This is a genomic window from Kocuria sp. CPCC 205260 (assembly GCF_040981045.1).
Taxonomy (GTDB): domain Bacteria; phylum Actinomycetota; class Actinomycetes; order Actinomycetales; family Micrococcaceae; genus Kocuria; species Kocuria palustris.
The window spans coordinates 512147-536158 of sequence record NZ_JAVKPT010000001.1 but is presented as its reverse complement, the minus strand read 5'-3'; the positions used below and the strand labels follow the sequence as shown (position 1 = coordinate 536158).

Sequence of the window (24012 nt, the reverse complement as noted above, 5' to 3'; positions counted from 1 at the left end):
TCAGCGGAAGGACCACCATGTCGACTGAGACCCAGTCAGCGCCTCTCACCCTGGCCGAGAAGGTCTGGCAGCAGCACCTCGTGCGCCGCGGCGAGGACGGGCAGCCGGACCTGCTCTACATCGACCTCCACCTGATCCACGAGGTCACCTCGCCCCAAGCCTTCGAGGGCCTGCGTCTGGCGGATCGGCCGCTGCGGCGCGTGGACCTCACCATCGGCACCGAGGACCACAACACGCCCACCGAGGACATCTTCTCGACGATCGCCGATCAGACCTCCCGCAAGCAGATCGAGGCCCTGCGCTCGAACACCGAGGAGTTCGGCGTCCGGCTGCACCCTCTGGGCGATGACGAGCAGGGCATCGTCCATGTGGTGGGCCCCCAGCTGGGTCTGACCATGCCGGGCATGACCGTCGTGTGCGGCGACTCCCACACCTCCACCCACGGGGCCTTCGGCTCGCTGGCCATGGGCATCGGCACCTCCGAGGTCGAGCACGTCATGGCCACGCAGACCCTGCCGCTGGCACCGTTCAAGACGATGTCCATCCGGATCGACGGCCACCTGCGCCCGGGGGTCTCCTCCAAGGACATCATCCTGGCGGTCATCGCCGAGATCGGCACCGGCGGCGGCCAGGGCTATGTCCTGGAGTACCGCGGCACCGCCATCGAGGAGCTGTCGATGGAGGCCCGCATGACGATCTGCAACATGTCGATCGAGGCGGGCGCGCGCGCCGGGATGATCGCCCCGGACGAGACCACGTTCGACTACGTCAAGGGCCGCCCGCACGCCCCCGAGGGCGAGCTGTGGGACCAGGCGGTCGAGCACTGGCGCAGCCTGCGCACGGATGACGACGCCGTCTTCGACGCCGAGGTCGTGATCGATGCCGACACCCTCGAGCCGTTCGTGACCTGGGGGACCAACCCGGGCCAGGGCGTCTCGCTGTCGGGGGAGGTCCCGGATCCCGAGGACTTCACCGACGACAGCGCCAAGGCCGCGGCGCAGCGCGCCCTGACCTACATGGACCTCACTCCCGGCACCCCGCTCAAGGAGGTTCCCGTGGATGTGGTCTTCCTGGGCTCGTGCACGAACTCGCGCATCGAGGACCTGCGCCTGGCGGCCGAGGTCGTCAGGGGCCGCACCAAGGCCCCGAACGTCGAGATGATGGTCGTACCCGGCTCCCAGAAGGTCCGGCTGCAGGCCCAGGAGGAGGGCCTCGATCAGATCTTCAAGGACTTCGGCGCGGACTGGCGCTTCGCCGGATGCTCCATGTGCCTGGGAATGAACCCGGACCAGCTGGCCCCGGGGCAGCGCTGCGCCTCCACCTCGAACCGCAACTTCGAGGGTCGACAGGGCAAGGGCGGTCGCACGCATCTGGTCTCGCCCGTCGTCGCCGCCGCCACGGCCGTGCGCGGCACGCTCTCGGCCCCGTCCGACCTCGAGCCCGTCTCGGTCTGATCGGGCCCAGCGCCCGCCTCGCACACGTCCAGCACCCGCCCGGGCAGAGCCCGGCAGCACTCCAGGAGGACCCCGTGGAGAAGTTCAGCACCCACACCGGCATCGCAGCGCCGCTGCGCCAGTCGAATGTCGACACCGACCAGATCATCCCCGCCGTCTACCTCAAGCGGATCACCAAGACGGGCTTCGAGGACGCCCTGTTCGCCCAGTGGCGCACCCAGGACGACTTCGTGCTCAACCAGGACGCCTACCGCGACGCGAGCATCCTGGTGGCCGGTCCGGACTTCGGCACCGGCTCCTCGCGCGAGCACGCCGTGTGGGCGCTGCGCGACTACGGCTTCAAGGTCGTGATCTCGCCGCGCTTCGCCGATATCTTCCGCGGCAACTCGGGAAAGCAGGGGCTGCTGGCGGCCCAGGTCGAGCAGTCGGACGTGGAGCTGCTGTGGAAGCAGATCGAGGCCGAGCCGGAGGTCCCCACCACGGTGGATCTCACAGCGCGCACCGTCTCGGTGGGCAGCGTCACCGTGCCGTTCCAGATCGACGACTACACCGCGTGGCGGCTGTCCGAGGGGCTCGACGACATCGGCCTGACCCTGCAGCACGAGGATCGGATCCGCGAGTTCGAGGCCCAGCGCCCGGCCTGGCTGCCCACGACCCTCCCCGCTCGGACCTGAGGCCCTCGAGGAGGCGGATCGTGACCTGGGCGGATGAACCGCTCATGAGGGCAGTGCGAACACGCGGGGCCGTCCTCTCGTAGGATGGTCCCTCGAAGCAGCGCGATCGCTGCGCGCATCGAGCAATTGCCGTGGGCTCACGGCAGATCGGGAGACCATGTCCAGCGCACTGACCATCACGGGCGGGGTTCCGCTCCAGGGCACGATCAAGGTCCGGGGAGCCAAGAACCTCGTACCCAAGGCCATGGTGGCCGCGCTGCTGGGCGCCACCCCCTCGACGCTGCGCAACGTCCCGCACATCAAGGACGTCCAGGTCGTCACCGATCTGCTGTCCCTGCACGGAGTGGCGGTCGACAACGACGGCCAGGGCAAGCTGCACCTCGACCCGTCGAACGTGGTCCGGGCCCAGCACGCGGACATCGATGCCCACGCCGGCGACTCCCGCATCCCGATCCTGCTGTGCGGCCCGCTGCTGCACACCCTGGGCGAGGCCTTCATCCCCGACCTGGGCGGCTGCAAGATCGGCGATCGCCCCATCAACTACCACCTCGATGTCCTGCGCCACTTCGGCGCCAAGGTCGAGAAGCTCGACTCCGGCATCCGCATGTCCGCCCCCAACGGGCTGCACGGCGCCAAGGTCGAGCTGCCGTACCCGTCGGTGGGGGCCACCGAGCAGGTGCTGCTCTCCGCCACGCGCGCTCGCGGGCGCACCGAGCTGCGCGGCGCCGCGACCGAGCCCGAGATCATGGACCTGATCGCGATCCTGCAGAAGATGGGCGCCATCATCACGGTGCAGACCGATCGCGTGATCCACATCGAGGGCGTCGAATCGCTGTCCGGCTACAACCACAGCGCCATGTCCGATCGCATCGAGGCGGCCTCCTGGGGCTCGGCCGCGCTGGCCACCGGCGGAGACATCTTCGTCGAGGGCGCCACGCAGGCGGACATGATGACGTTCCTCAACACATTCCGGAAGGTCGGCGGCGATCTCGACATCCGCGAGGACGGCATCCGCTTCTCCCATCCGGGAACGGCGCTCAAGCCGATCGTCGTGGAGACGGATGTCCACCCCGGCTTCATGACTGACTGGCAGCAGCCGCTCGTCGTGGCGCTGACGCAGGCCGAGGGCGTGTCGATCGTGCACGAGACCGTCTACGAGAACCGCTTCGGCTTCACCCACGCGCTGCAGCGCATGGGAGCCAACATCCAGCTGCACCGCGACTGCCTGGGCTCCACGCCCTGCCGCTTCGGCCAGTCCAACTACGTGCACTCCGCGGTCATCTCCGGACGCACCGAGCTGCGGGCACAGGACATCCACGTCCCGGACCTGCGCGGCGGCTTCTCGCACCTGATCGCGGCCCTGTCCGCCGAGGGCGTCTCCCACGTGACCGGCGTCGAGCTGATCGAGCGCGGCTACGAGCACTTCACCACGAAGCTCGAGGCCCTGGGCGCCACGTTCGACGTCGCGAACAGCTGATCCGCTCGAACCGCCGGGAGCTGCACATGGCCCGCACCCGCCTCTCCGGTCGCCGCAGCGAGCTCAATCTCGAGCTGCAGATCCTCCAGCGGCTCGTGCGGCTGCCCTACGGGCTGCTGGCCCGGCGCCGCGTCGAGCATCTGGAGCGGATCCCGTCCGACGGCCCGTGCCTGATCGTGGCCAACCACGTCACCGAGATCGACCCGATCACGGTGGGGCTCAGCGTCGTCGATGCCGGGCGCACACCCCGATTCCTGGCCAAGGAGTCGCTGTTCCGCATCCCCGTGCTCGGCTTCCTGCTGCATCGGATCGGGCAGGTGCCCGTGCACCGGGGCACTCGCGACACCGCCCAGGCCCTCAGCAACGCCCAGGACCACCTGGCTCGCGGCGGGGTCGTCGTGATCTATCCGGAGGGCACGCTGACCCGGGATCCGCTGCGCTGGCCCATGCACGCCTACCCCGGTGCGGCGCGGCTGGCTCTGGGCCTCGACGTCCCCGTGATCCCGATCGCCCACTGGGGAGACCAGCAGATCCTGGGCCGCGACAGCCGGTGGCGGGTGCACGTGAGCCTCCGTCCCCGGCGGCCGGTGCGGGTGCGCGTGGGCGAGCCCGTGGACCTGAGCCGCTTCCGCAGCACGCGTGCGCCCGGGCAGACTGGGCGCACGGATGCCGAGAGGGTCGCGGCCGTGCCGCGCGCCGCGGCCGCTGAGGCCACCGATGCCATCCTGGACGCGATCGCCGCTGAGCTGTCCGTCCTGCGCGACGAACCCGTTCCGCCCACCCGATGGGACCGACGCCTCAGGGGACGACGATGACGCAGCATTCCGAGCAGCTGACCCGCGACGGCGACGCCGCACAGGATCTGGGCGCTCCCGAGCCGAGGTGGAGCCCGCGCCGGGCCGCCGTGCTGGGCGCCGGATCCTGGGGAACGACCTTCGCCAAGATCCTCACCGACGCCGGGCTCAGCGGCGAGGGCCCGGTCCCCGAGGTCGTGCTGTGGGGCCGGGACGCAGAGGCGATGTCCCGCATCGCCCGCACCCGGGTCAACGAGCGCTACGTCCCCGGCACGCACCTGCCCGATCCGCTGCAGGTCACCGCGGACCTGGCCCAGGCCCTGGAGGGGGCGGACCTGGTCGTGCTGGCTGTTCCCGCTCAGGCCCTGCGCGCGCAGATGGCTGCCGTGGCGCAGCACCTCGAGCACGAGGCCGTGCTGGTCTCGCTGGCCAAGGGCCTCGAGCGGGGCACGGGTCTGCGCATGAGCGAGGTCGTGGCCGAGGTCCTGGCCGAGCAGCGCCCGGAGGGCCACCCGCAGGGCGGGCGCGACCGCGAGGGCTGGAGCCGGCGGCTGTGCATCGTCTCGGGCCCGAATCTGGCCATGGAGATCGCCGACGAGCAGCCCACCGCCTCGGTGGTGGCGGCAGCCGATCCGCAGCTGGCCGCCGATGTGGCCCGCGCCGTGGCCGCGCCCTACTTCCGCCCGTACACGAACACCGATGCCGTCGGTACGGAGATCGCCGGGCTGACCAAGAACGTGATCGCCTTGTCCGTGGGCATCTGCGACGGCCGCCACTACGGCGACAACTCCAAGGCCTCCGTGATCACCCGCGGGCTGGCGGAGTCCACCCGGCTGGCCCTGGCGCTCGGGGCTCGCAGCGAGACCATGGCTGGGCTGGCCGGGATCGGCGATCTGGTGGCCACCTGCTCATCGCCGCTGTCGCGCAACCGGACGGCCGGGCGCCTGCTGGGACAGGGCCGCACGCTCGAGCAGATCGACCGCGAGATGACGCAGACCGCCGAGGGCCTGAAGTCCGCGCCTGCTGTGCTGCAGCTCGCGCGGGCGCACGGGGTCGACATGCCGATCACCGAGGCCGTCGTGGCTATCCTGGACGGTCGCATCACCGTCGAACACCTCGCCCCGCTGCTGCTGGGCCGCGAACTGAAAGCGGAGGCAACCACCGCATGAGCACCATCGATCCCGCAGCCGCTGAACCGCAGACCGCAGCCCCGTCGTCCCGCCCCCGTGTGGCGATCCTGTTCGGCGGGCGCTCCTCCGAGCACAGCATCTCGCTGGTCACCGCCCGGGGTGTGCTCGGGGCGATCGACCGCGAGCACTGGGACGTGGTGACCGTGGGGATCGCGCGCACGGGCGAGTGGTTCCTCTTCTCGCAGGACGAGCTCGAGGCGCTGCTCGACGAGAACCCCATCACCGAGCTGCCGGTCGGCGAGCAGATGGTCTCGCTGCCCATGGGCTCCGGCGACACCGAGCTGCTGATCCGCGACATCTCCGGCGAGGGCCCGGCCCAGGAGCGCCGCGAGCACATCGACGTCGTGCTGCCGCTGCTGCACGGCCCCTACGGCGAGGACGGCACCCTTCAGGGGATGCTCGAGCTCGCCGACATGCGCTACGTCGGCTGCGGGGTGACGTCCTCGGCCGTGGGCATGGACAAGCACTTCATGAAGGTCGCCTTCGAGTCAGCCGGGCTGGAGGTCGGGCCGTACATCGTGGCCAAGGACCGGCGCTGGCGCAGCGAGCCGGAGGCGGTCCTGGACGAGATCGCTCAGCTGGCGGCGCCCGTCTTCGTGAAGCCCGCCCGAGCCGGATCGTCGTTCGGCATCACCCGGGTGGATGACCCGAGCGATCGTTCGGCTGTCACCGCCGCGGTGGAGGAGGCCCGGTCCTTCGACCGCAAGGTGGTCGTGGAGGCCGGGATCTCTGGGCGCGAGATCGAGTGCGCCGTGCTGCAGGGCCACGGGCAGGACGCTCCGCGCGTCTCGCTGCTCGGGGAGATCGTCGTGGTGGACGAGCATTCGTTCTACGACTTCGAGGCCAAGTACGTCGCGCAGGACTCCGCGCAGCTCAGCTGCCCGGCCGTGGTCCCGGAGGCGACCGCCGAGCGCATCCGCGCGGACGCCGCCCGGGCCTTCGAGGCCGTCGACGGCGAGGGGCTCTCGCGCGCCGACTTCTTCCTGACCGACGACGGCCGCGCCCTCATCAACGAGGTCAACACCATGCCGGGATTCACCTCGATCTCCATGTACCCGCGGCTGTGGGAGGCCTCCGGCCTGCCCTACGACGCTTTGCTCGACGAGCTGCTGCGCCTGGCCCTCGAGCGGCCGATCGGGCTGCGCTGAGCCCGGCTCAGGTCTGCGGGACCTCGTCCACGGAGAGGCACTCGGAGTCCTGCGGCACGGTCGAGACCGCGCTGCCCAGATCGACCAGAGCGGTCGAGGACGGCACGACCGTGGTGTCGAAGGTGATCTCGAAGGCGGGGTCGCGCCCGTAGGTCGTGGCCTGCCACCGGTTGTCGGACTCGAGATCGCGGATCAGCCAGTCCACACCGTTCACGCGCGTGCACAGATCGGTCGTGGGCTCCGGGGGAGTCACCCCGCAGCGCACCACGGCCGCCGAGGGATCCCCGTAGGCCGTGGTGCCCTGGCTCGAGGTCTGGCGCTGGTCCTGCCCGCTGATCTGCTCCGGCATGGCGAGCATGGCGGGCGCGCACTCCGGATTCGCGGCGTCCTCGGCAGCCTCGACCTGCGCGGTGCTCGAGCCGCAGCCCGTGAGCAGGACCAGGCCGGCGGCCGTCAGAGCCGCAGCGCGGAGGGGGAGCAGGGGATTCGGACCGGAGCGCATGGCCCGGATCCTATCGCCCGGCTCCAGCGGGCCTCGAATCGCGCAGAACCGCCGCACGGGACCGCCGGCACGCACGACCTCAGGACGCAGCGAGCGGCTGTGCTGTCCGCCCAGGCGGCTAGCGTGAGCCCCGATGAACCGAGAGGCGGCGCAGATGACCAGGCAGGACAGCACGGGCGGCTCGACGCTGCGAGGCCAGGGGCCTGGGACTGCTCGCGCAGCGGCCGTGGACGGCTCGTCGGAGGCTTCCGCCGAGCCGTCCACGGCTGCGGAGGCTCTCGCCGGCCGCAGCGTGGGGGAGACCTCCGAATCGGAGCTGCTCGCCGCCTTCCTGCCGCTGCTGCAGGGCGAGGACTCGCCGTACCTGCAGCTGGGCCCTGGTGATGACTGCGCGGTGATCGCCGCCCCGGACGGGCGCTTCGTGATCACCACGGACACCCAGGTCGAGGGCCAGGACTTCCTCCCGGTGTGGCTCAGCGGCGCACGGACCGGCGGTGCGGACACCGGTGCCAAGGCCGCCGCGCAGAACCTGGCAGATGCCGCGGCCATGGGCGCGGTGCCGTCATCCATGGTCGTGTCCCTGACCCTCCCGGCGCAGACTCCGTGCCAGTGGGTCCTGGACTTCGCCCGCGGGCTGCGCGGCGGGATCCAGGCCTGCGGGGCACCGCAGCTGTCGGTGGCTGGAGGTGATCTGGGCGGCGGCGAGCAGATCTCCGTGACCGTGACGGTGACCGGGGATCTGCAGGGCCGTGAGCCCGTGCGCCGCTCGGGAGCCGCGCCGGGGCAGCGTCTTGTGCTGGCCGGGACAGTCGGGCGCGCGGCGGCCGGCTTGGCGCTGCTGCTCTCGAGCGACTACCGCCCCGGGGAGGATGCCGTCCTGGATGAGATCGCAGGCTGGCAGCTGCGGCCCGTGAGCCCCGTCCCGTCAGGCGCGCGGCTGGCGCAGGCAGGGGCCACCGCCATGATCGACGTCTCCGACGGCCTCGTGCGCGACGGCGGACGGATCGCCTCGGCCTCCGGTGTGCACCTGGAGCTGGATCCCCAGTCCCTGCAGGAGCTTGCCGAGCCCCTGCGGCCGGCGGCCGAGCTGCTGGGTGCAGACCCCCTGGACTGGGTGCTCGCAGGCGGGGAGGACCACGGTCTGCTGGCCTGTCTCCCGGAGGATGCCCAGGTGCCCGAGGGAGTCCGTGCGATAGGCTCTGTGCGCCTTCCGGGAGCTCCCTCCGGCGGACCAGCAGCCGGTCCTCCCGGACGCGCGCAGCCCCAGGAGCCCGTCGGCGGCTGGGGCGTGAGCGTGGCGGGCGATGACGCGAACCAGCTGATCGGCGGGAGCCGCAGCGGAGGATGGGACCACTTTGAACGAGCGCAGCACAGCGAGCACGGAGGCCGTTCGGCGGTGGTTCGACCTCGCCGTCCGTGAGCTGCGCGCCAGCGCCGACATCCTGGACGCGATCAACGTCTTCCCGGTGGCCGACTCGGACACCGGCGCCAACCTCGTGACCACCGTCGGCACCGCCGCTGAGGCCGCCCAGGTGCTCGAGACCCCGGATGTCGGCGAGCTCATCTCGCTCGCCGGCCAGGCCGCGCTGGATGACGCCCGCGGCAACTCCGGTTCCCTGTTCGCCGTGTGGCTGTGCGCCGTGGGCGCCTCGCTCGAGGGCCGCGGCCTCACCGCAGACGCCTTCGCCCAGGCCCTGTCCTCGGGCGAGCTGCGCTCCTGGTCCGCCCTGACCGATCCCGTGCCGGGCACCATGCTCTCGGTGATCCGGGACATCGCCGCGGTGCAGGTCCCGGAGGCCGAGGAGCCCGGCTCCAAGCGCACGCTGCTGCACCACATGGAGCGCGTGGTCGCCGCGGCCCGGGAGGCCGTGCTCGGCTCCACCGAGCAGCTCGGGGCCTTGCAGGGCTCGGGGCGCGTGGACGCCGGCGCCCTGGGGATGCTCATCATCCTGGACGCCCTGCGCCGCACCGCCGCCGGCGAGGGCTCCGGGCGGCCCGTGCTGTGGGCCGGTGCCCCGGAGGACAGCGCCGAGCCGACCGGTCAGGAGACCGGCATGCAGGTCCAGCAGCTGCTCGAGAGCATGCGAGAGGCCGCGGCGGCCTGCGCAGCCGGGGAGGCCGCCGCGGCGGGCGGCGAGGCCGAGACCGGCGTGGAAGTCGTGGCCACCGTCGAGCTGACCGCCCTGGAGGCCGCCTCCGTGCGCTTCGAGCTCACCGAGATCGGCCGCTCCGTGATCACCTCGCCGATCTCCCAGATCGAGGGAGAGCTGTGGCGCTGGCGGGTCCACGTCCACGTGGATGATCGTCAGGCCGCCCTGGATGTCCTGTGCGCCCACGGCACGCCGCGCAATGTGGCCGTCACCGGGCTGGACCCGGAGGGCTCGGGGCGTCAGAGCCGCGTCAACCCCTCGGATCTGGACTGATGAGCCCCCGGAAGGGGAGCCGGGGCTCGGCATCCGGACCGGAGGCCCCAGCGTCGTCCGTGGACCGCGGGGATCTGGACCGCTCGCTGGCCGAGGTCCTCGGGGCCGGCTCGGCGAAGGCCTTCGAGAAGCACCTGGGCATCGTCTCGATCGGGCAGCTGCTCGAGCACTTCCCGCGCCGGCTGGTGCCCCGCGGGGAGCTGACGTCCTTCAGCGGGCTGCGCCTGGATGAGCACGCCACGCTCGTGGCCGAGGTGCTGCGCGTGTCCACCCGGCGGATGCGCTCGCGCAGCGGCTCGATCACCGAGGTCGTGATCACCGATCGCTCCTCGGACTCCGGGCCGGATCTGCTCGCGGAGTCCACCGGGGCCACCATGACGCTGAGCTTCTTCAACGCCTGGACCGCCTCGCGCGACCTCACCAGCGGGACCCACGCGCTGTTCTCGGGCAAGGTCTCGCAGTATCGCGGCGAGCTGACGATGGCCAATCCGCACTATGCGCCGCTGGATCCCGACGACGACGTCGATGCCGCCGACGCCTTGGACAGCGCTGGTCGCCCCGTGCCGGTGTACCCGGCCGTCGCCAAGCTCACGAGCGATCGGATCGCTCAGGCCGTGCAGCTGTGCCTGGCCGCCGTGGACTGGTCCACCGTCCCGGATCCGCTGCCGCTCGAGGTCGCCCGGGAGCACCGGTACTCGGATCTGGCCAGCGCCTATCAGGCCATGCACCGTCCGGCGGATGAGCAGGACTGGCACCGCGCCAAGGCCCGCTTCCGCCACACCGAGGCGCTCGTGCTCCAGGCTGCGCTGCTGCGTCGGCGCCAGGCGGTCGCCCAGCGCCGCGCTCCGGAGCTCACCGGCGCGGAGGGCATGCTGCAGGAGGGCTTCGCACGACGGCTGGGCTTCGAGCTGACCGCCTCGCAGCAGGAGGTCGGGCAGCAGATCGCCGCGGATCTGGGGCAGGTCCACCCCATGAACCGGCTGCTGCAGGGCGATGTGGGCTCCGGCAAGACCGTCGTGGCGCTGCGGGCCATGCTGCAGGCCGTGGACTCCGGGGCGCAGGCCGCACTGCTCGCGCCCACCGAGGTCCTGGCCGCCCAGCACCATGCCTCGATCGTGCGCGCACTGGGGCCGCTGGGTGCGGCCGGGACGCTGGAGGGCGATCCGCAGGGAACCCGTGTGGTGCTGCTGACCGGCTCCATGCCCGCCGCCGCGCGCAAGCAGGCGCTGCTCGAGATCGTCACCGGCGAGGCCGGGATCGTGATCGGCACCCACGCGCTGCTCTCGGAGACGGTGCAGTTCCTGCGCCTGGGCCTGGTGGTGGTCGATGAGCAGCATCGCTTCGGCGTGCAGCAGCGCGACCGCCTGCGCGAGACCGGCGCCGACGAGGTCCCGCACCTTCTCGTCATGACGGCCACGCCCATCCCGCGCACCGTGGCCATGACGGTCTTCGGCGACCTCGACGTCTCGGTGCTCGAAGGGCTGCCCGCGGGACGCCAGCCGATCGACACGCACGTGGTCGGGCTGCTCGAGCACCCGGCCTGGGAGCGGCGGATCATGGCCCGGGCCGCAGAGGAGATCGCCGCAGGACGGCAGGTCTACATGGTCGCGCCCAAGATCGGGGCGGACGACGAGGTCCCGCCGTTCTCCCTGGCAGGCTCGGCCGCCGATGAGAAGGCCGCCGAGGCCATGGTCTCGACCACCTGGCTCGAGCTGCTCGTGCGGCGGGCGCCCGAGCTGGAGCAGGCGAGGGTCGCGGTGCTGCACGGGCGCCTGGACGCCGCGCAGAAGACCGAGACCATGGAGGCCTTCGCCGCCGGGGAGATCGATCTGCTGATCTGCACCACCGTGGTCGAGGTCGGCGTCGACGTCCCCAATGCCACGCTCATGGTGATCGTGGACGCCGATCGCTTCGGCATCTCCCAGCTGCACCAGCTGCGCGGGCGGATCGGTCGCGGGGCGCACCGCTCCACCTGCCTGCTGGTCACCCGCCGCGATCCCGAGCATCCCTCGCGGGAGCGGATCGCGGCCGTGGCGGCCACGACCGACGGCTTCGAGCTCGCCCAGGCCGATCTGGCTCAGCGCCGCGAGGGCGACATCCTGGGCGATGCCCAGTCCGGCGGGCGCTCCACCCTGCGGCTGCTGCGCGCCGTCGATGACGCCGGCGTCATCGAGCGCGCCCGCCGCGAGGCCCAGGCCGTGCTGACGGCCGATCCCGGGCTCGAGCAGCACCCGCAGCTGCTCGCGGCCATCCGCGCCGCGCTCGACGAGGACACCGAGAAGTACCTGGAGAGGGGCTGATCCGCTCGTGACCCGCATCATCGCCGGAGCGGCCGGCGGCACCCGACTGGCCTCCGTGCCCGGCACCGGTACCCGGCCCACGACCGATCGTGTCAAGGAGTCGCTGTTCTCCCGCCTGGACGCCTGGGGCATGCTCGACGACGCCCGCGTCCTGGACCTCTTCGCCGGCTCCGGGGCCCTGGGCTGCGAGTGCGCCAGCCGCGGCGCGCGCGAGGTCGTGCTCGTGGAGAAGCATCCGCGGGCCGTCTCGGTGTGCAGGGTCAATGCCGAGACGGTCAATCGTGCCCTCGGCTCGCAGCGGGTGCGCTGCGAGCGCGGCTCCGTGCACGGATACGCCTCGGCCCACGAGGGTCCCTGGGATCTCGTGCTCGCAGATCCGCCCTACCCGCTGGGGGAGGCCGAGCTGAGCGAGGTGCTGTCCCTGCTGAGCGGCAAGCTCGGCCCCGGCGGCGTCGTGGTGATCGAGCGATCCGCGCGCAGCCCGGAGCCCGCCTGGCCCCAGGGCCTGCGTCGGCTCGAGAGCAGCAGGCACGGCGAGACCATGCTCTGGTTCGCCGAGGCCGACGACCCCTCCTGACTCGCTCGTCGCCCGAGCGGATCCGGGGTGCGGGCGGGGACGTCGACGCCGGCATCATCTGAAGTTCACCTGGCACACCGCGGCCCCCCCGCTCCGGGGAGGAAGAGGATAGCTAGTCTGCTGGTATGGGTTGCCGTCTGTGCGGCCCGCACTGCGGAACGGCGTGCGTTGGGCACGCACACGAGACCGAGGAGCACGCACCGGATGCGCATCACTGTGCTGGGGACCGGATACCTGGGCGCCACGCACGCGGCGTCGCTGGCGGAGATGGGCTACGAGGTGCTGGGGGTGGACATCGACCCCGCCAAGCTCGAATCGCTGTCGGCCGGGGTTCTGCCCTTCCACGAGCCGGAGCTGCCGCAGCTGCTGCGCAAGCATGTGGAGTCCGGGCGCCTGCGCTTCACCTCCGACTACGAGGAGGCCGGGGCCTTCGGGGACGTGCACTTCATCGGGGTGGGCACCCCGCAGCGCCCCGGAGCATTCGCCGCGGACATGAGCTTCGTGGATTCCGCCGTGGAGCAGATCTCCCGGCACCTGACCCGCGATGCCGTGATCGCCGGCAAGTCCACCGTCCCGGTGGGCACCGCTCGGCGGCTGCGCGAGCTGGCGCGGGAGAATGCGCCGGAGGGGATCGAGGTGGACCTGGTGTGGAACCCCGAGTTCCTGCGCGAGGGCCACTCCGTCGAGGACACGCTGCACCCCGACCGCATGGTCATCGGCCTGCCCGGGCACGGCTCCGCTGATGCGAGGGAGCACGAGCAGGCCCAGCGCCTGGAGTCGCTCATGCGCGAGGTCTACGCCCCGCAGCTGGCCGAGGGCATTCCGCTGATCGTCACCGACTACGAGACCTCGGAGCTCGTGAAGGTCGCGGCGAACTCGTTCCTGGCCACCAAGATCAGCTTCATCAACTCGCTGTCCGAGCTCACGGAGGCCGTGGGCGGAGACATCCGCACGCTGGCCGATGCGATCGGGATGGACGAGCGGATCGGGCGCAAGTTCCTCAACGCCGGCGTCGGATTCGGCGGCGGCTGCCTCCCCAAGGACATCCGCGCCCTGCGTGCCCGGGCCTCGGAGCTCGGCCTGGATCAGTCCGTGCGCTTCCTGGCCGAGGTCGACGACATCAACATCCGACGCCGCGAGCACACCGTGGGAGTCATCACCGACATGCTCGACGGCTCCGTCATGGGCCGGGAGATCGCCGTGCTGGGCGCTGCCTTCAAGCCGGAGTCCGACGACGTCCGCGACTCGCCGGCACTCGACATCGCTGCGCGCCTGCACTCCATCGGCGCCGACGTCCACGTCTATGACCCCAAGGCCAATGAGAACGCCGCCAAGCGCTACCCGCGTGTGGACTACGCGAGCTCGCTGATCCAGGCGGTGGCCCGCGCCGAGGTGGTCGTGCTGCTCACCGAGTGGGACGAGTTCCGGCGGATGACGCCGCAGGACCTGGCTCCGCTGGTGCGGCGTCGCCAGATCCTCGACGGGCGCAACGTGCTCGATCCGCAGCAGTGGATCGATGCGGACTGGACCTACCGCGCGCTGGGGCGCAAGGGCTGAGCCTCAGCGCAGGGCTGCGGCCAGCCGGTCCATGCCCTCCTGGAGCGTGGACTCCCGCTTGCATGCGGCCACTCGCATCCAGCCCGCGTAGAGCTCCTGGTTCTCCGGGGCTGCGAAGGCCGACAGGGGCAGCAGGGCGAGCCCGGCCTGCTCGATCAGCGCGCGCGACATCTCCGCCGACGTCGTGGCGCCATAGCGGTCGAACAGCGGCGAGAAGTCGGCCACCACGTAGTAGGAGCCGGACGGCTGGGCGACCTGCAGCCCCAGATCCCGCAGCGCCTGCCCGACCAGTGCGCTGCGCTGCGCCTGCTCGGCGGCCAGCGTCTGCCCCCAGGTCTGCAGGTCGCGCAGGCCTGCCGCCACGGCCTTCTGCAGGGGAGCGGCCGCGGAGTGGCTCAGGTAGGTCTTCACGGCGCTGACCCCGCTGATCAGATCGGCCGGCCCGCTCACCCAGCCGATGCGCCAGCCCGTGACCTGCAGGGACTTGGAGGCCGAGGACACCACGAGCGTGCGCTCGCGGACCTGCTCGGCCAGCTCGGGCTCGAGCATGGACGACGACGCCCCGGCCGCCAGGGAGAGGTGCGCTCCGTCGTAGCGAAGGTGCTCGTAGACCTCGTCGGTGAGGATCACGGCATCGTGCTCCACGGCCAGCCGAGCGATCTCGCGTGCGGTCTCGGGGCTGAGCACGGTGCCGGTGGGATTGTGGGGATCGTTCACGAGCACTGCGGCTGTGCGGTCGCTGAAGGCGGCGCGCAGGTCCTCCAGGTCCACACCGAACTCCGGCGGGCGCAGGGCCACGGGGCGCAGGACGCCCCCGGCGAAGGCCACGATCGCGGCGTACAGGTCGTAGTGCGGCTCGAGCACCACCACCTCGTCGCCCGGGCGCAGGATCGACAGCAGCGAGGCGGCCAGGGCCTCAGCGGCGCCGGCCGTGACGACCACCTGGGTGTGGGGGTCGAGTTCGCGGGACTGCGTGGCGAGCTGCTGGGCCGCGATCGCCTCGCGCAGCTCGGGCAGCCCGCGCTCGGGCGAGTACTGGTTGAGCCCCGAGCGCAGGGCCTCCGCCGCGGCCTCGATCATGGCGGCGGGGCCGTCGGCGTCCGGGAAGCCCTGACCCAGGTTCACGGCGCCGTGGGCGCGGGCCAGGACGGAGGTCTCGTCGAAGATCGTGGAGCGCAGCGCCCCGGAGTCCTGCATGAGACCCGCACCGCGTGCCAGGTCGTGCCAGGGGAGGTCGGGGGAGTCGGTCTGCAGAAGGCTCATGGGCTCGAGTCTAGGGAGGCGGCCGCCGCGATAGCGTGTCCGGCATGACTGAGAACCCTGCACCCGCTTCGGCCGCGCCCGAGCAGACTCCGAGCGCTGGGCGCCGAGCCGTCTGCGTCGGGTCCTTCGACCCGATCCACCTGGGCCACGTGGGCATCATCGAGCGCGCGGCTCGGCTGTTCGACGAGGTGATCGTGGCCGTGGCGGACAACCCGAGCAAGAAGCACCGCTTCCCGATCGATCGGCGCGTGGAGCTCGTGGAGCAGTCGCTGGGCTCGTCGTCGGAGCGGGTGAGGATCGAGCCGCTGGGCGGGGGACTGCTGGCGCAGTACGTCACCGGCCGCGGCGCCGTGGCGGTCGTGAAGGGCCTGCGCTCGGGGCAGGACTTCGACTACGAGCTGCCCATGGCCGGGATGAACCGCAGCCTCACGGGCATGGAGACGGTGTTCCTGGCCGCTGCGCCGGAGCTCGCGCACGTGTCGTCGTCGCTCGTGAAGGAGGTCCACGGCTTCGGAGGGGACGTCTCCGCGTTCGTGACGCCAGAGGTGCTGGCCGCCCTGGACGGGACCCGCGACGCCATCGGTTGAGCATCCTCGTCCTGCCGTCTAGAATGACGTGCTGGCATTGAACCCACAGGAGATCATCATCAGTCGAGACAACGTTTCACCGCTGGCGCTGGACGTCAGGGACCTGGAACACCGTCCCGGGACGATGCGTCTCTTCCAGGAGACCTTGCCTGCGCCGAAGGATTTCGGCAATGCGATCATCGGGGCCCCTGAGGGCTCCGACATGGCAGCCGACCTGAGGCTGGAATCCGTCGTGGACGGTATCCTGGTCTCCGGCACGGTGACAGCCCGCCTTCACGGCGAGTGCAGTCGGTGCCTCGATCCGGTCGAAGAGGACATGACCGTAGAGGTGCAGGAGCTCTTCCTGTTCGACGCCCCTTCCGAGACTCCGGAAGAGGACGACGACGCCGACGAGATGTACACCGTCCAGGACGATCACATCGATCTGGAGCCGATGCTCCGGGACGCAGCGATCACCAAGCTGCCGTTCCAGCCAGTGTGTCGGGAGGACTGCCCCGGTCTGTGCGCCCAGTGCGGCGCGCGGCTGGAGGACGACCCCGATCATGTACATGAAGTGCTCGACCCCCGCTGGAGCGCCCTCGCAGGCCTGCTCGAGCAGGGGGACGAGTCCCCGAGAGAAGAGAGATAGCAGTGGCTGTTCCGAAGAGGAAGCTCTCGCGAGCCAACACGCACGCCCGTCGTTCGCAGTGGAAGGCGAAGGCCCCCAAGCTGGTCCGCACCGTGGAGAACGGCAAGACCGTGTACTCCCTGCCGCACCAGGCCAAGCTGGTCACCGACTCCGCCGGCACCGCCCTGTACTACGAGTACAAGGGCCGCAAGGTGGCGGACGCCTGAGTTGGCGTCTGATCATCAGGATCTTCTGCAGCGTCTCGGCGTCGATATCGACGCCGAGACGCTGCTCATTGCGCTGACGCATCGCTCGTACGCCTACGAGCATGCCGGTCAGAAGCACAACGAGCGCCTCGAGTTCCTGGGCGACTCCGTGCTTGGGCTGACGGTCACCGACGAGATCTTCACGCGCTACCCCGAGCGCAGCGAGGGCGACCTCGCCAAGATCCGTGCCTCCGTGGTCTCCACGCGCACCCTGGCGCAGCTGGCGCGCGAGCGCGGGCTGGGGGAGTTCATCCGCCTGGGCCGCGGCGAGATCCGCACCGACGGGCACGACAAGTCCTCGATCCTGGCCGACACCATGGAGGCCGTGATCGGTGCGCTGTACCTCTCCCAGGGCCTGGATGCGGCACGAGCGTTCGTGCTGCAGATGATCGTGCCGCTGCTCGAGGACGACTTCGTGATCCGCGAGGGCCGCGACTGGAAGACCGAGATCCAAGAGCTGGCCGCCATGCGGGGCATGGGCGCGGTGACCTACGAGGTCGAGGGCACGGGCCCCGACCACAACCGCTCCTTCACGGCCTCCTGCCTGCTGGGCGGAACCGTGCACGGCACCGGCCCCGGCACCTCCAAGAAGGAGGCCGAGCGCCGGGCGGCGGAGTCCGCCTACTCGGCGATCACCGGCACCACCCGCACCGACGGCCACGGCCGGCCGCTGGCCGACGGGCGCTGAGATGCCCGAGCTGCCCGAGGCCGAGGTCGTGCGCCGCGGCCTCGAGCGATGGACGGTCGGGCGCCGGGTCGAGACCGTCGAGGTCCTGGACCCTCGTTCACTGCGCCGTCATGCGGATGGTCCGGGCGACTTCGTCGAGCGGCTGCAGGGCGCGTCCATCCTGGACGCGGTGCGCCGGGGCAAGTTCCTCTGGCTGCCCGTAGCTCTGGCCTCCGGCGATGAGCTCGCGCTGATGATGCACCTGGGGATGTCCGGACAGGCGCTGATCCAGGGAGATGACCAGCCCGACGAGCGCCATCTCAAGGTCCGCCTGGGGCTCTCCGAGACTCCCGAGGAGCTGCCCGGTCAGCTGCGCTTCGTGGACCAGCGCATCTTCGGGGGCATGTTCCTGGATCCTCTGGTCCCCACCGCCGACGGCCATCCCGGCGGTCGAGGTGCTCTGGGCCAGCCGCTGATCCCGGTCCACGCCGCGCACATCGCGCGAGATCCGCTGGACCCGCACTTCGACCCCGGCGCCTTCCACGCCGCCCTGCGCCGCCGCAAGACAGGCATCAAGCGCGCTCTGCTGGATCAGGGCCTCATCTCCGGGATCGGCAACATCTACGCCGACGAGGCCCTGTGGTCCGCCCGGCTGCACTACGCCCGCCCCACCGAGACCCTGACGCGCCCGGAGACCCAGCGGGTGGTCGAGGCGGTGCAGGACGTCATGGCCCGGGCCCTGGAGGCCGGCGGGACGAGCTTCGACTCCCTGTACGTGAACATCAACGGGGAATCCGGCTACTTCTCCCGCTCCCTCAATGCCTACGGCCGCGCCGGTGAGGCGTGCCCGCGCTGCGAGGCCGAGGGCCGCGATGGCGTGATCGTGCGTGAGCAGTTCATGAACCGGTCGTCGTACCGGTGCTCCGTGTGCCAGCGCCGCCCTCGCCGCGCGCGGTACTGACCTGCCGCCTGCCCGCCCCGCTGAGGCCGCACGTGCGCATGCCATCAGCTCTGATGGGTGGGTGTCATGCGGCGTCAGCATCCGGGGCCAGAGCTCGTCGTCCGATCCAGCAGCTGCGCGGCCGTGGTCTTCCCGACGAGTGAGCGGCAGGCCTGCTGTGAAGGCGATTCCTACCGGGAGGCCCGACGTGAGCGCCACTGTCACCAGCCGCGAATTCGACTGCGACGTCGGCGCAGCCATGCGAGCCGCCGAGCAGGGCCCGGTCAAGGTCATCGATCACGGTCGGGCAGCGCATGTGCTGCTCACTGTCGAGGAATTCGAGCGGCTCTCCGGCACGCCGGAGCTGATGGGAGACCGTCTCCGAACGGGCCAGAATCACGGTGACGAGTTCGACCTGCCCGTACGCCGTGTCGAACCGCCGCGGCCTCTCGACCTGTGAAGTGCTGTCTCTGCGCGGGAATCACGGGACCTTCGGGTTGGCCGACGTGGCCTCGTCGCGGGAGAGGGACTCCGGAATGGCGTCGGCCCCGCCTCGTGAGACGAGGCGGGGCCGAAGCGAATGTTGCGCAGGTCTGCCGCTCAGTGACGCTGCAGGCCAGCGGGCCTGCAGATCATCAGATCAGTCGACGCAACCAGCAGGCTCAGCTGCCGGCCTTGAAGGTCGTGGACTCGACGCGCTTCTCGCGCTTCTCGCGCTGCTCGACCACGACCGGCAGCGGATGGTGGTCGTAGTGCTGCTTGAGCCGGCGCATGCCCTCCTCGATGGAGACGGACGGCTCCCAGCCCAGGACCTCGTGGGTGCGCTTCTGCGAGAACCAGTGCGCGGTCGAGAGCTGCTCGGCCAGGAACTCGGTCATGGGCGGCTCGTCCTGACCGGGGAACCGGGCCCAGACCTTCTCGATCGTGCGGCCGGCGAAGCGCGCCACCCCGGCGGGGATCTTGCGCTTGGGAGCGGGCACGGAGCCTGCGCGGCACATCATGCCGATCAGCTCGCCGACGGGACGCGGCTGGCCGTTGGTGACCACGAAGGCCTCGCCGTGGGCGACCTCGATGCGCTCGAGCGCCCGGACGATGGCCTCGGAGGCGTTGTCCACGTAGGTGGTGTCGATCAGCGCGGCGCCGTCATCGAGCAACGGCATGCGCCCGCGCGCGGCCCGGTCCACGATGCGCTCCACGAGCTGGGTGTCGCCGGGGCCCCACACGATGTGCGGGCGCACCGCGGTGACGCGCAGGGTATCGGAATCGGCCTCCAGGGCCAGCAGCTCGGCCGCCGCCTTGGAGCGGGCGTAGTTCCCGCGGGCCTTGTACGGATTGGCCGGTCCGGCGCAGTCGCCCGTGATGGACACGCCCGTGTGCGCCACGGACGGGCTCGAGACGAAGACGAAGTTCTTCGCCCCGGCCTTGCGCGCCGATTCCAGCAGGATGCGCGTTCCGGTGATGTTGGTGAAGACGAAGTCCTCCCAGTCGCCGGCGAAGGAGACCTTGGCCGCGAGGTGGATGACGTCGTCGACGCCGTCCAGGGCGCGCTTGACGGTGTCCATGTCCGTGATGGAGCCGAGGACCTGCTCCACGCCGTGCTCCAGGGCGATGGGGGCCTGGCCGCGCTGCAGCACGCGCACGGTCCAGCCCTGGCTCATCAGCCTGCGGGCCACGGACTCGCCGAGCATCCCGGAGGCGCCGGTCACCAGGACGGTGCGGCCCTTCCCCTGCAGCTCCTGCACGTCTTTCAGCTCGTCCGCAGTGGCGCGGTGCGCTTTCCGGGGTGCTCCGGCGGCGCGGGGAATGCCTGGCGTGGTGCTCACGGGTTCCTGATCCTTCCCCCGCTCAGGGCATCTTCGGCCCAGGCGGCGAGGCGCGTGCGGTCGACCTTGGAGTTGTGGCGGATGTCCGTGGGGTGCCGGGGCACCACCAGAACGGCCGCGACATCCAGGCCGGTGGCGGCGTGGACTGCACTGCGCACGCGCCCGGCCAGACCCGCTCGTGCGGGGCCGGATCGGCGTGCCGGAGGCTCAGTCTCGCACACGACGACGGGCACCTGAGCACCCTTGGGTCCGACACCCACGAGCGCTGCTCGGCCCACCCCGGAGACGGTCTGGGCGGCATACTCGCCGGCCACGGGAGCGACCGGTCCGTCGCTGGTCAGCAGCAGGTGATGGAGGCGTCCGGAGACCCACAGGCGGCCCTTGTCGTCGAGCTGCCCGACGTCTCCGGTGGCGTGCCAGCCGGGGATCCGCGTGGACTCGTTCTCGGTGATCCACAGGGAGTCGTAGCGGTCCTTGACGTGCGGGGCCTGCAGCACGATCTCGCCCAGCACGTCCGGCAGATCCACGAGCCGATCGGAGGGGACGCCGTCGTGATCGACCGGCGCGATCCGCACGGCCGCACCGGGGACCGGGGCGCCCACGCAGACGCCCTCGCCGGCCCCGCGCACGCGGGCCTGCGAGCGGAAGCCCTGCTCGGGGTGCAGCGGCTGGGAGTCGACGGCCGCCTCGCGGATGGTCTCCAGGCGGACGTCCGTCATGGGCAGGGCCTCGGTCATGCCGTACGGGGTGTGCAGCTCGGCCGCGGGCAGCAGCTTCTGCAGCTGCTCCAGCAGCGGCGGCGGCAGTGGGGCCCCGGCCGAGAGCATGAGCCGCACGCGGCCCAGCGCCTGGCGCTGATGCGGTGCCAGGTCGTTCTGGGTGGCCAGCACGTTGACGATCGCAGCGGGGGAGGCGAACACGGTGGTGGCCTCGATCGCCGCAGCCGCATCGGCCAGTGCTCGGGCGGTGAGGGTGCGCGGTTTGGTGACGTCCATGTCCGGGGTCACCGAGGCCGCGCCCATGGCCGGGGCCAGCAGTGCGAACGGCGCGAAGGCGGCAACCAGCCCGGTGCCGGGGCGCAGGTCGCACACGGCGGCCACGGCATCGCGCATGGCGGCCATCTGCCGCTGGGTGTAGACGACGCCCTTGGCCGGGCCGGTGGAGCCCGAGGTGAACAGCACGGCGGCGTCCGCATCCGGGTCGATCTGCGGCAGCGGGCCCGGCGCGGTGCGCTCGAGCTCGGCCACGGAAGCCTCAATCCCCAGCACGCGCCGGCGCACCGGATCCAGGGTCTCGACGCTGATGCGCCGCCCCGGCCAGCCCAACGTGCGGGCGGCGGTCAGAGCCGCGGGGATGCCGATGAACCACTGCGGGGAGGCGCCCTTGAGCGCGCGGCGCAGCCCCGGCAGGCCCAGTCCGGTGTCCGCCACGACGATCACGGCTCCCACACGCAGTGAGGCGTAGATCAGCGTGGTGAGGTCGGCCCCCGGGGGCACCATGAGATTGATGCGGTCTCCGGGCTTCACCCCGAGCCCGATCAGCCCGGCGGCGATGCGCTCCACGCGCTCGTCGAGCTGCGCCCAGGTGAGGCTGCGCTCGACGGCCGGGGCGCTGTCGTTCTCGGCCTTGCCCATGTCCACGGTGGCGACCGCGGTCGTGGCCTCGTCCAGGCCGGCCCGGTGGGACAGCCCGGCCGTGAAGGGCACGAACGGCTCCTCGGCCTGCGGACGGGCCTCGAGGTGCTGGAAGCGGCGGGGGTGCGGATCGACGAGGTTCTGCTGCAGCCACTGCATGACCGGCGTGGCGATGTCCCGGTCCTCGGGCAGCAGGTGGTTGGCGCCCTCGAAGCGGTGGACGTCCGCCTGCGGCATGCGCTTGCGAAGGTCCTGGAGGTAGCGCTCCAGGAACACCGGGTCCTTGGGGCCCCACAGGAACAGAGCGGGAACGGTCGAGGTGGCCATCCAGGACGCCGTGCGCTCGTAGCGGTGGTTCGACGGATGATCCGCGAACGCCGGGATGTCCGCCACGAAGTGCTCGATGCCGGCTCGATGCTCGGGGGTGTCGTAGGGCGCCTTGAACGCCGCCTTGATCTCGGGAGCCAGCGAGGGGGAGACCAGCGACAGGGAGATGTCCAGGAACGCGGTGGTCCGGGAGGTGACGGCTCCGTGGACCTTCGGCGCCAGCGCCAGACGCAGCGGATCCGGGATGGGACCGGACTCGGGATCGTGGTAGATCGCCGTGTTGGTCATGATCGTTGCCGCGTGCGCCTTCGGGTGCAGCTCGGCCCAGCCCATGGATACGAGACCGCCCCAGTCGTGGGCCAGGGTGACCACGCGCTCGTCGTCCAGGCCGATCTCGGCGGTGAGGTCGCTGAGGTCCTGGATGCGGTCGTCGTAGCGGCGGAACAGGCCGGTGCGCTCGGAGAAGCCCATGTCGAGCTGATCCACGGCCACCACGCGCCAGGGGGTCTCGGCCTCGGTCGCGGCCTTCAGGACCGAGCGCCACAGGTACGACCAGGTGGGGTTGCCGTGCACGGCCAGGATGGTGCCGGCCGGGGTCTTCCCCTGCTCCTGGAGCACCGCCTGGTTGTCGAGCAGGTGCCAGCGCCGGGTCGTGCCGGGGACCGGCTCGCAGGCCGCGTGGGAGGGGGCCTCCACGGTGCGGGACCAGCGGGGGTCCACACCGGGGAAGCCGGCCCAGTCGATCCGGGGGGTCTCGGTCTGCATGCTCACCAGTCGACCTCCATGAAGGTCGCGTTCAGTCCGGATCCCACGCCCATGGCCAGCACGCGCTCGCCCTTCTGGAACGAGCCGTTCTCGGCCTGCAGCGCCAGGGTCATCGGCAGGGCGGCTGAGGCCACGTTGCCCCAGAACGGGAAGGTGCGCGGCAGCTTGTGCGCGGGGATCCCGATGTCCGCCTCCGTCTTGTCCGTGTGGGAGGTGGAGACCTGGTGGGCGACCACCCAGTCGAAGTCATCCCACTCGAAGCCCTGGGTGCGGGCCTCCTCCCACGTGTCCGTGAGCAGGCCGACGCCGTGCTTGAGCAACCCGCCCGCATCCGTGAACATGCCGTCGAAGCCGCCCACGCACAGCTCGAAGTGCTCGGTGGCCGAACGCGTCACAGAGGTGCGGATCCGATGGCCGTCGGGGTGGTTGTCCGCCCGTCCCACGACGGCAGCCGCGGCGCCGCAGCCCAGCGTGAGCGTGGCGAACTCCCGGATGACCTCGGCGCGGGTGACGTCCGGTCCGCTGAGGCGGCGGAAGGCCTCGCGGTGCCAGCGGGTGGGATCCTCGCCGGCCACGACCAGGGCGTAGTCGATGGCGCCGGAGTCGATCATGGACGAGGCCACGGTCATCCCGTTGATGAAGCCCAGGCAGGCATTGGTGATGTCGAAGCTCAGCGCCGAGCTGGGCAGGCCCAGCCGGGCGTGCTCCCCGGAGGCCAGGGCCGGCTCGTAGCCGTCGCGGGTCACCGAGCAGTTGATCAGCAGGCCCACTTGATCCGGGCTGATGCCGGCCTGGTCCATGGCGGCCTGCGCCGCCTCGATCGCGCCGTCGGTGTAGTGGCGGCCTTCGGACCACTCGCGGTGCTCCTTGACGCCGGCCAAGCGCTCCAGCAGGCCCTTCGGCAGCTTGAGGCGCTCGAACGTCTCCTGCAGCTGCTCGTCTGCGCGCTCGGAGGAGACGACGACGTCGGCTTCGACCTTCTGGATCGACAGCAGCGAGGCGCTGCTGTGGCGGATGATGGAGTTCCCTGGCAAGGC

At 71.2% G+C, this 24012-nt stretch carries 22 protein-coding genes; 17 read left to right on the top strand and 5 right to left on the bottom strand.

What is annotated here, in order from left to right:
• Nucleotides 1-17 precede the first annotated feature (17 nt).
• The 6 genes from leuC to RF645_RS02350 all read left to right on the top strand — a co-directional run bounded on the left by leuC (nucleotide 18) and on the right by RF645_RS02350 (nucleotide 6737).
• Complete coding sequence (leuC, locus tag RF645_RS02375; protein ID WP_024290744.1) at nucleotides 18-1454, top strand: 3-isopropylmalate dehydratase large subunit; 1437 nt, start codon at nucleotides 18-20, stop codon at nucleotides 1452-1454.
• A 74-nt stretch (nucleotides 1455-1528) separates the two neighbouring features.
• The gene (leuD, locus tag RF645_RS02370; RefSeq protein ID WP_006215048.1) at nucleotides 1529-2128 is read left to right on the top strand and encodes a 3-isopropylmalate dehydratase small subunit; all 600 of its coding nucleotides are present in this window, start codon (nucleotides 1529-1531) and stop codon (nucleotides 2126-2128) included.
• Nucleotides 2129-2285: 157 nt separating this feature from the next.
• Nucleotides 2286-3605, top strand: coding sequence for a UDP-N-acetylglucosamine 1-carboxyvinyltransferase (gene murA / locus RF645_RS02365; protein WP_137801720.1), 1320 nt, complete (start codon nucleotides 2286-2288; stop codon nucleotides 3603-3605).
• 26 nt (nucleotides 3606-3631) lie between these two features.
• Nucleotides 3632-4420, top strand: a complete 789-nt coding sequence (locus tag RF645_RS02360; RefSeq protein ID WP_368818532.1) for a lysophospholipid acyltransferase family protein — start codon at nucleotides 3632-3634, stop codon at nucleotides 4418-4420.
• Nucleotides 4417-5568, top strand: coding sequence for an NAD(P)H-dependent glycerol-3-phosphate dehydrogenase (locus tag RF645_RS02355; RefSeq protein ID WP_137801722.1), 1152 nt, complete (start codon nucleotides 4417-4419; stop codon nucleotides 5566-5568). The genes RF645_RS02360 and RF645_RS02355 overlap by 4 nt, the downstream gene beginning before the upstream one ends.
• Nucleotides 5565-6737, top strand: coding sequence for a D-alanine--D-alanine ligase family protein (locus tag RF645_RS02350; protein WP_368818531.1), 1173 nt, complete (start codon nucleotides 5565-5567; stop codon nucleotides 6735-6737). Before RF645_RS02355 ends, RF645_RS02350 begins: the two co-directional genes overlap by 4 nt.
• Nucleotides 6738-6744: 7 nt before the next feature.
• Here RF645_RS02350 and RF645_RS02345 read toward each other — a convergent pair whose 3' ends face one another.
• Nucleotides 6745-7239, bottom strand: coding sequence for a DUF3515 family protein (locus tag RF645_RS02345; protein ID WP_053447177.1), 495 nt, complete (start codon nucleotides 7237-7239; stop codon nucleotides 6745-6747).
• A 154-nt stretch (nucleotides 7240-7393) separates the two neighbouring features.
• On the opposite strand from RF645_RS02345, the gene thiL reads away from it, so the two are divergent.
• The 5 genes from thiL to RF645_RS02320 all read left to right on the top strand — a co-directional run bounded on the left by thiL (nucleotide 7394) and on the right by RF645_RS02320 (nucleotide 14096).
• Entirely contained in the window at nucleotides 7394-8659 is a 1266-nt protein-coding gene (gene thiL, locus RF645_RS02340) for a thiamine-phosphate kinase (RefSeq protein WP_249933724.1), read from the top strand.
• Nucleotides 8595-9662, top strand: coding sequence for a DAK2 domain-containing protein (locus tag RF645_RS02335; protein ID WP_137801724.1), 1068 nt, complete (start codon nucleotides 8595-8597; stop codon nucleotides 9660-9662). Before thiL ends, RF645_RS02335 begins: the two co-directional genes overlap by 65 nt.
• A complete protein-coding gene (locus RF645_RS02330; protein WP_249933725.1) occupies nucleotides 9662-11962 on the top strand; it encodes an ATP-dependent DNA helicase RecG in 2301 nt (766 codons plus the stop codon). The genes RF645_RS02335 and RF645_RS02330 overlap by 1 nt, the downstream gene beginning before the upstream one ends.
• A 7-nt stretch (nucleotides 11963-11969) precedes the next feature.
• A complete protein-coding gene (rsmD, locus tag RF645_RS02325; RefSeq protein WP_137801725.1) occupies nucleotides 11970-12539 on the top strand; it encodes a 16S rRNA (guanine(966)-N(2))-methyltransferase RsmD in 570 nt (189 codons plus the stop codon).
• A 204-nt stretch (nucleotides 12540-12743) separates the two neighbouring features.
• Nucleotides 12744-14096 (top strand): UDP-glucose/GDP-mannose dehydrogenase family protein, encoded by a 1353-nt coding sequence (locus RF645_RS02320; RefSeq protein WP_137801726.1) that lies wholly within the window; start codon nucleotides 12744-12746, stop codon nucleotides 14094-14096.
• Between the two features lie 3 nt (nucleotides 14097-14099).
• Here RF645_RS02320 and RF645_RS02315 read toward each other — a convergent pair whose 3' ends face one another.
• Entirely contained in the window at nucleotides 14100-15359 is a 1260-nt protein-coding gene (locus tag RF645_RS02315) for an aminotransferase class I/II-fold pyridoxal phosphate-dependent enzyme (RefSeq protein ID WP_058871232.1), read from the bottom strand.
• Nucleotides 15360-15403: 44 nt separating this feature from the next.
• Between RF645_RS02315 and coaD the strand changes: the two genes are divergently transcribed.
• The 6 genes from coaD (at nucleotide 15404) to RF645_RS02285 (ending at nucleotide 18886) form a co-directional block, all read left to right on the top strand.
• Nucleotides 15404-15946, top strand: coding sequence for a pantetheine-phosphate adenylyltransferase (gene coaD / locus RF645_RS02310; RefSeq protein ID WP_053447183.1), 543 nt, complete (start codon nucleotides 15404-15406; stop codon nucleotides 15944-15946).
• Between the two features lie 28 nt (nucleotides 15947-15974).
• Nucleotides 15975-16574, top strand: coding sequence for a DUF177 domain-containing protein (locus RF645_RS02305; protein ID WP_235586747.1), 600 nt, complete (start codon nucleotides 15975-15977; stop codon nucleotides 16572-16574).
• A 2-nt stretch (nucleotides 16575-16576) separates the two neighbouring features.
• The gene (rpmF, locus tag RF645_RS02300; RefSeq protein ID WP_006215062.1) at nucleotides 16577-16780 is read left to right on the top strand and encodes a 50S ribosomal protein L32; all 204 of its coding nucleotides are present in this window, start codon (nucleotides 16577-16579) and stop codon (nucleotides 16778-16780) included.
• Nucleotide 16781: 1 nt separating this feature from the next.
• A complete protein-coding gene (gene rnc, locus RF645_RS02295; protein ID WP_058871231.1) occupies nucleotides 16782-17507 on the top strand; it encodes a ribonuclease III in 726 nt (241 codons plus the stop codon).
• Nucleotide 17508: 1 nt separating this feature from the next.
• Nucleotides 17509-18447, top strand: a complete 939-nt coding sequence (mutM, locus tag RF645_RS02290; RefSeq protein WP_058871230.1) for a bifunctional DNA-formamidopyrimidine glycosylase/DNA-(apurinic or apyrimidinic site) lyase — start codon at nucleotides 17509-17511, stop codon at nucleotides 18445-18447.
• Between the two features lie 187 nt (nucleotides 18448-18634).
• A complete protein-coding gene (locus RF645_RS02285; RefSeq protein ID WP_368818530.1) occupies nucleotides 18635-18886 on the top strand; it encodes a type II toxin-antitoxin system Phd/YefM family antitoxin in 252 nt (83 codons plus the stop codon).
• A 202-nt stretch (nucleotides 18887-19088) separates the two neighbouring features.
• On the opposite strand, the gene RF645_RS02280 is transcribed toward RF645_RS02285, so the two are convergent.
• From RF645_RS02280 to RF645_RS02270, 3 genes are read right to left on the bottom strand one after another with little or no spacing between them, the layout of a single operon-like run.
• Nucleotides 19089-20249, bottom strand: coding sequence for an NAD-dependent epimerase/dehydratase family protein (locus RF645_RS02280; RefSeq protein ID WP_368818529.1), 1161 nt, complete (start codon nucleotides 20247-20249; stop codon nucleotides 19089-19091).
• A complete protein-coding gene (locus RF645_RS02275; RefSeq protein ID WP_368818670.1) occupies nucleotides 20246-22975 on the bottom strand; it encodes an alpha/beta fold hydrolase in 2730 nt (909 codons plus the stop codon). The genes RF645_RS02280 and RF645_RS02275 overlap by 4 nt, the downstream gene beginning before the upstream one ends.
• A 2-nt stretch (nucleotides 22976-22977) precedes the next feature.
• Nucleotides 22978-24009, bottom strand: a complete 1032-nt coding sequence (locus tag RF645_RS02270) for a 3-oxoacyl-ACP synthase III (RefSeq protein WP_368818528.1) — start codon at nucleotides 24007-24009, stop codon at nucleotides 22978-22980.
• Nucleotides 24010-24012 lie beyond the last annotated feature (3 nt).

What these genes read in the sequence shown, in the direction of transcription:
- leuC (WP_024290744.1), top strand. Translation starts at nt 18, where the DNA reads ATGTCGACTGAGACCCAGTCAGCGCCTCTCACCCTGGCCGAGAAGGTC.
- murA (WP_137801720.1), top strand. Translation starts at nt 2,286, where the DNA reads ATGTCCAGCGCACTGACCATCACGGGCGGGGTTCCGCTCCAGGGCACG.
- RF645_RS02360 (WP_368818532.1), top strand. Translation starts at nt 3,632, where the DNA reads ATGGCCCGCACCCGCCTCTCCGGTCGCCGCAGCGAGCTCAATCTCGAG.
- RF645_RS02355 (WP_137801722.1), top strand. Translation starts at nt 4,417, where the DNA reads ATGACGCAGCATTCCGAGCAGCTGACCCGCGACGGCGACGCCGCACAG.
- RF645_RS02350 (WP_368818531.1), top strand. Translation starts at nt 5,565, where the DNA reads ATGAGCACCATCGATCCCGCAGCCGCTGAACCGCAGACCGCAGCCCCG.
- RF645_RS02345 (WP_053447177.1), bottom strand. Translation starts at nt 7,239, where the DNA reads ATGCGCTCCGGTCCGAATCCCCTGCTCCCCCTCCGCGCTGCGGCTCTG.
- thiL (WP_249933724.1), top strand. Translation starts at nt 7,394, where the DNA reads ATGACCAGGCAGGACAGCACGGGCGGCTCGACGCTGCGAGGCCAGGGG.
- RF645_RS02330 (WP_249933725.1), top strand. Translation starts at nt 9,662, where the DNA reads ATGAGCCCCCGGAAGGGGAGCCGGGGCTCGGCATCCGGACCGGAGGCC.
- RF645_RS02320 (WP_137801726.1), top strand. Translation starts at nt 12,744, where the DNA reads ATGCGCATCACTGTGCTGGGGACCGGATACCTGGGCGCCACGCACGCG.
- RF645_RS02315 (WP_058871232.1), bottom strand. Translation starts at nt 15,359, where the DNA reads ATGAGCCTTCTGCAGACCGACTCCCCCGACCTCCCCTGGCACGACCTG.
- coaD (WP_053447183.1), top strand. Translation starts at nt 15,404, where the DNA reads ATGACTGAGAACCCTGCACCCGCTTCGGCCGCGCCCGAGCAGACTCCG.
- mutM (WP_058871230.1), top strand. Translation starts at nt 17,509, where the DNA reads ATGCCCGAGCTGCCCGAGGCCGAGGTCGTGCGCCGCGGCCTCGAGCGA.
- RF645_RS02275 (WP_368818670.1), bottom strand. Translation starts at nt 22,975, where the DNA reads ATGCAGACCGAGACCCCCCGGATCGACTGGGCCGGCTTCCCCGGTGTG.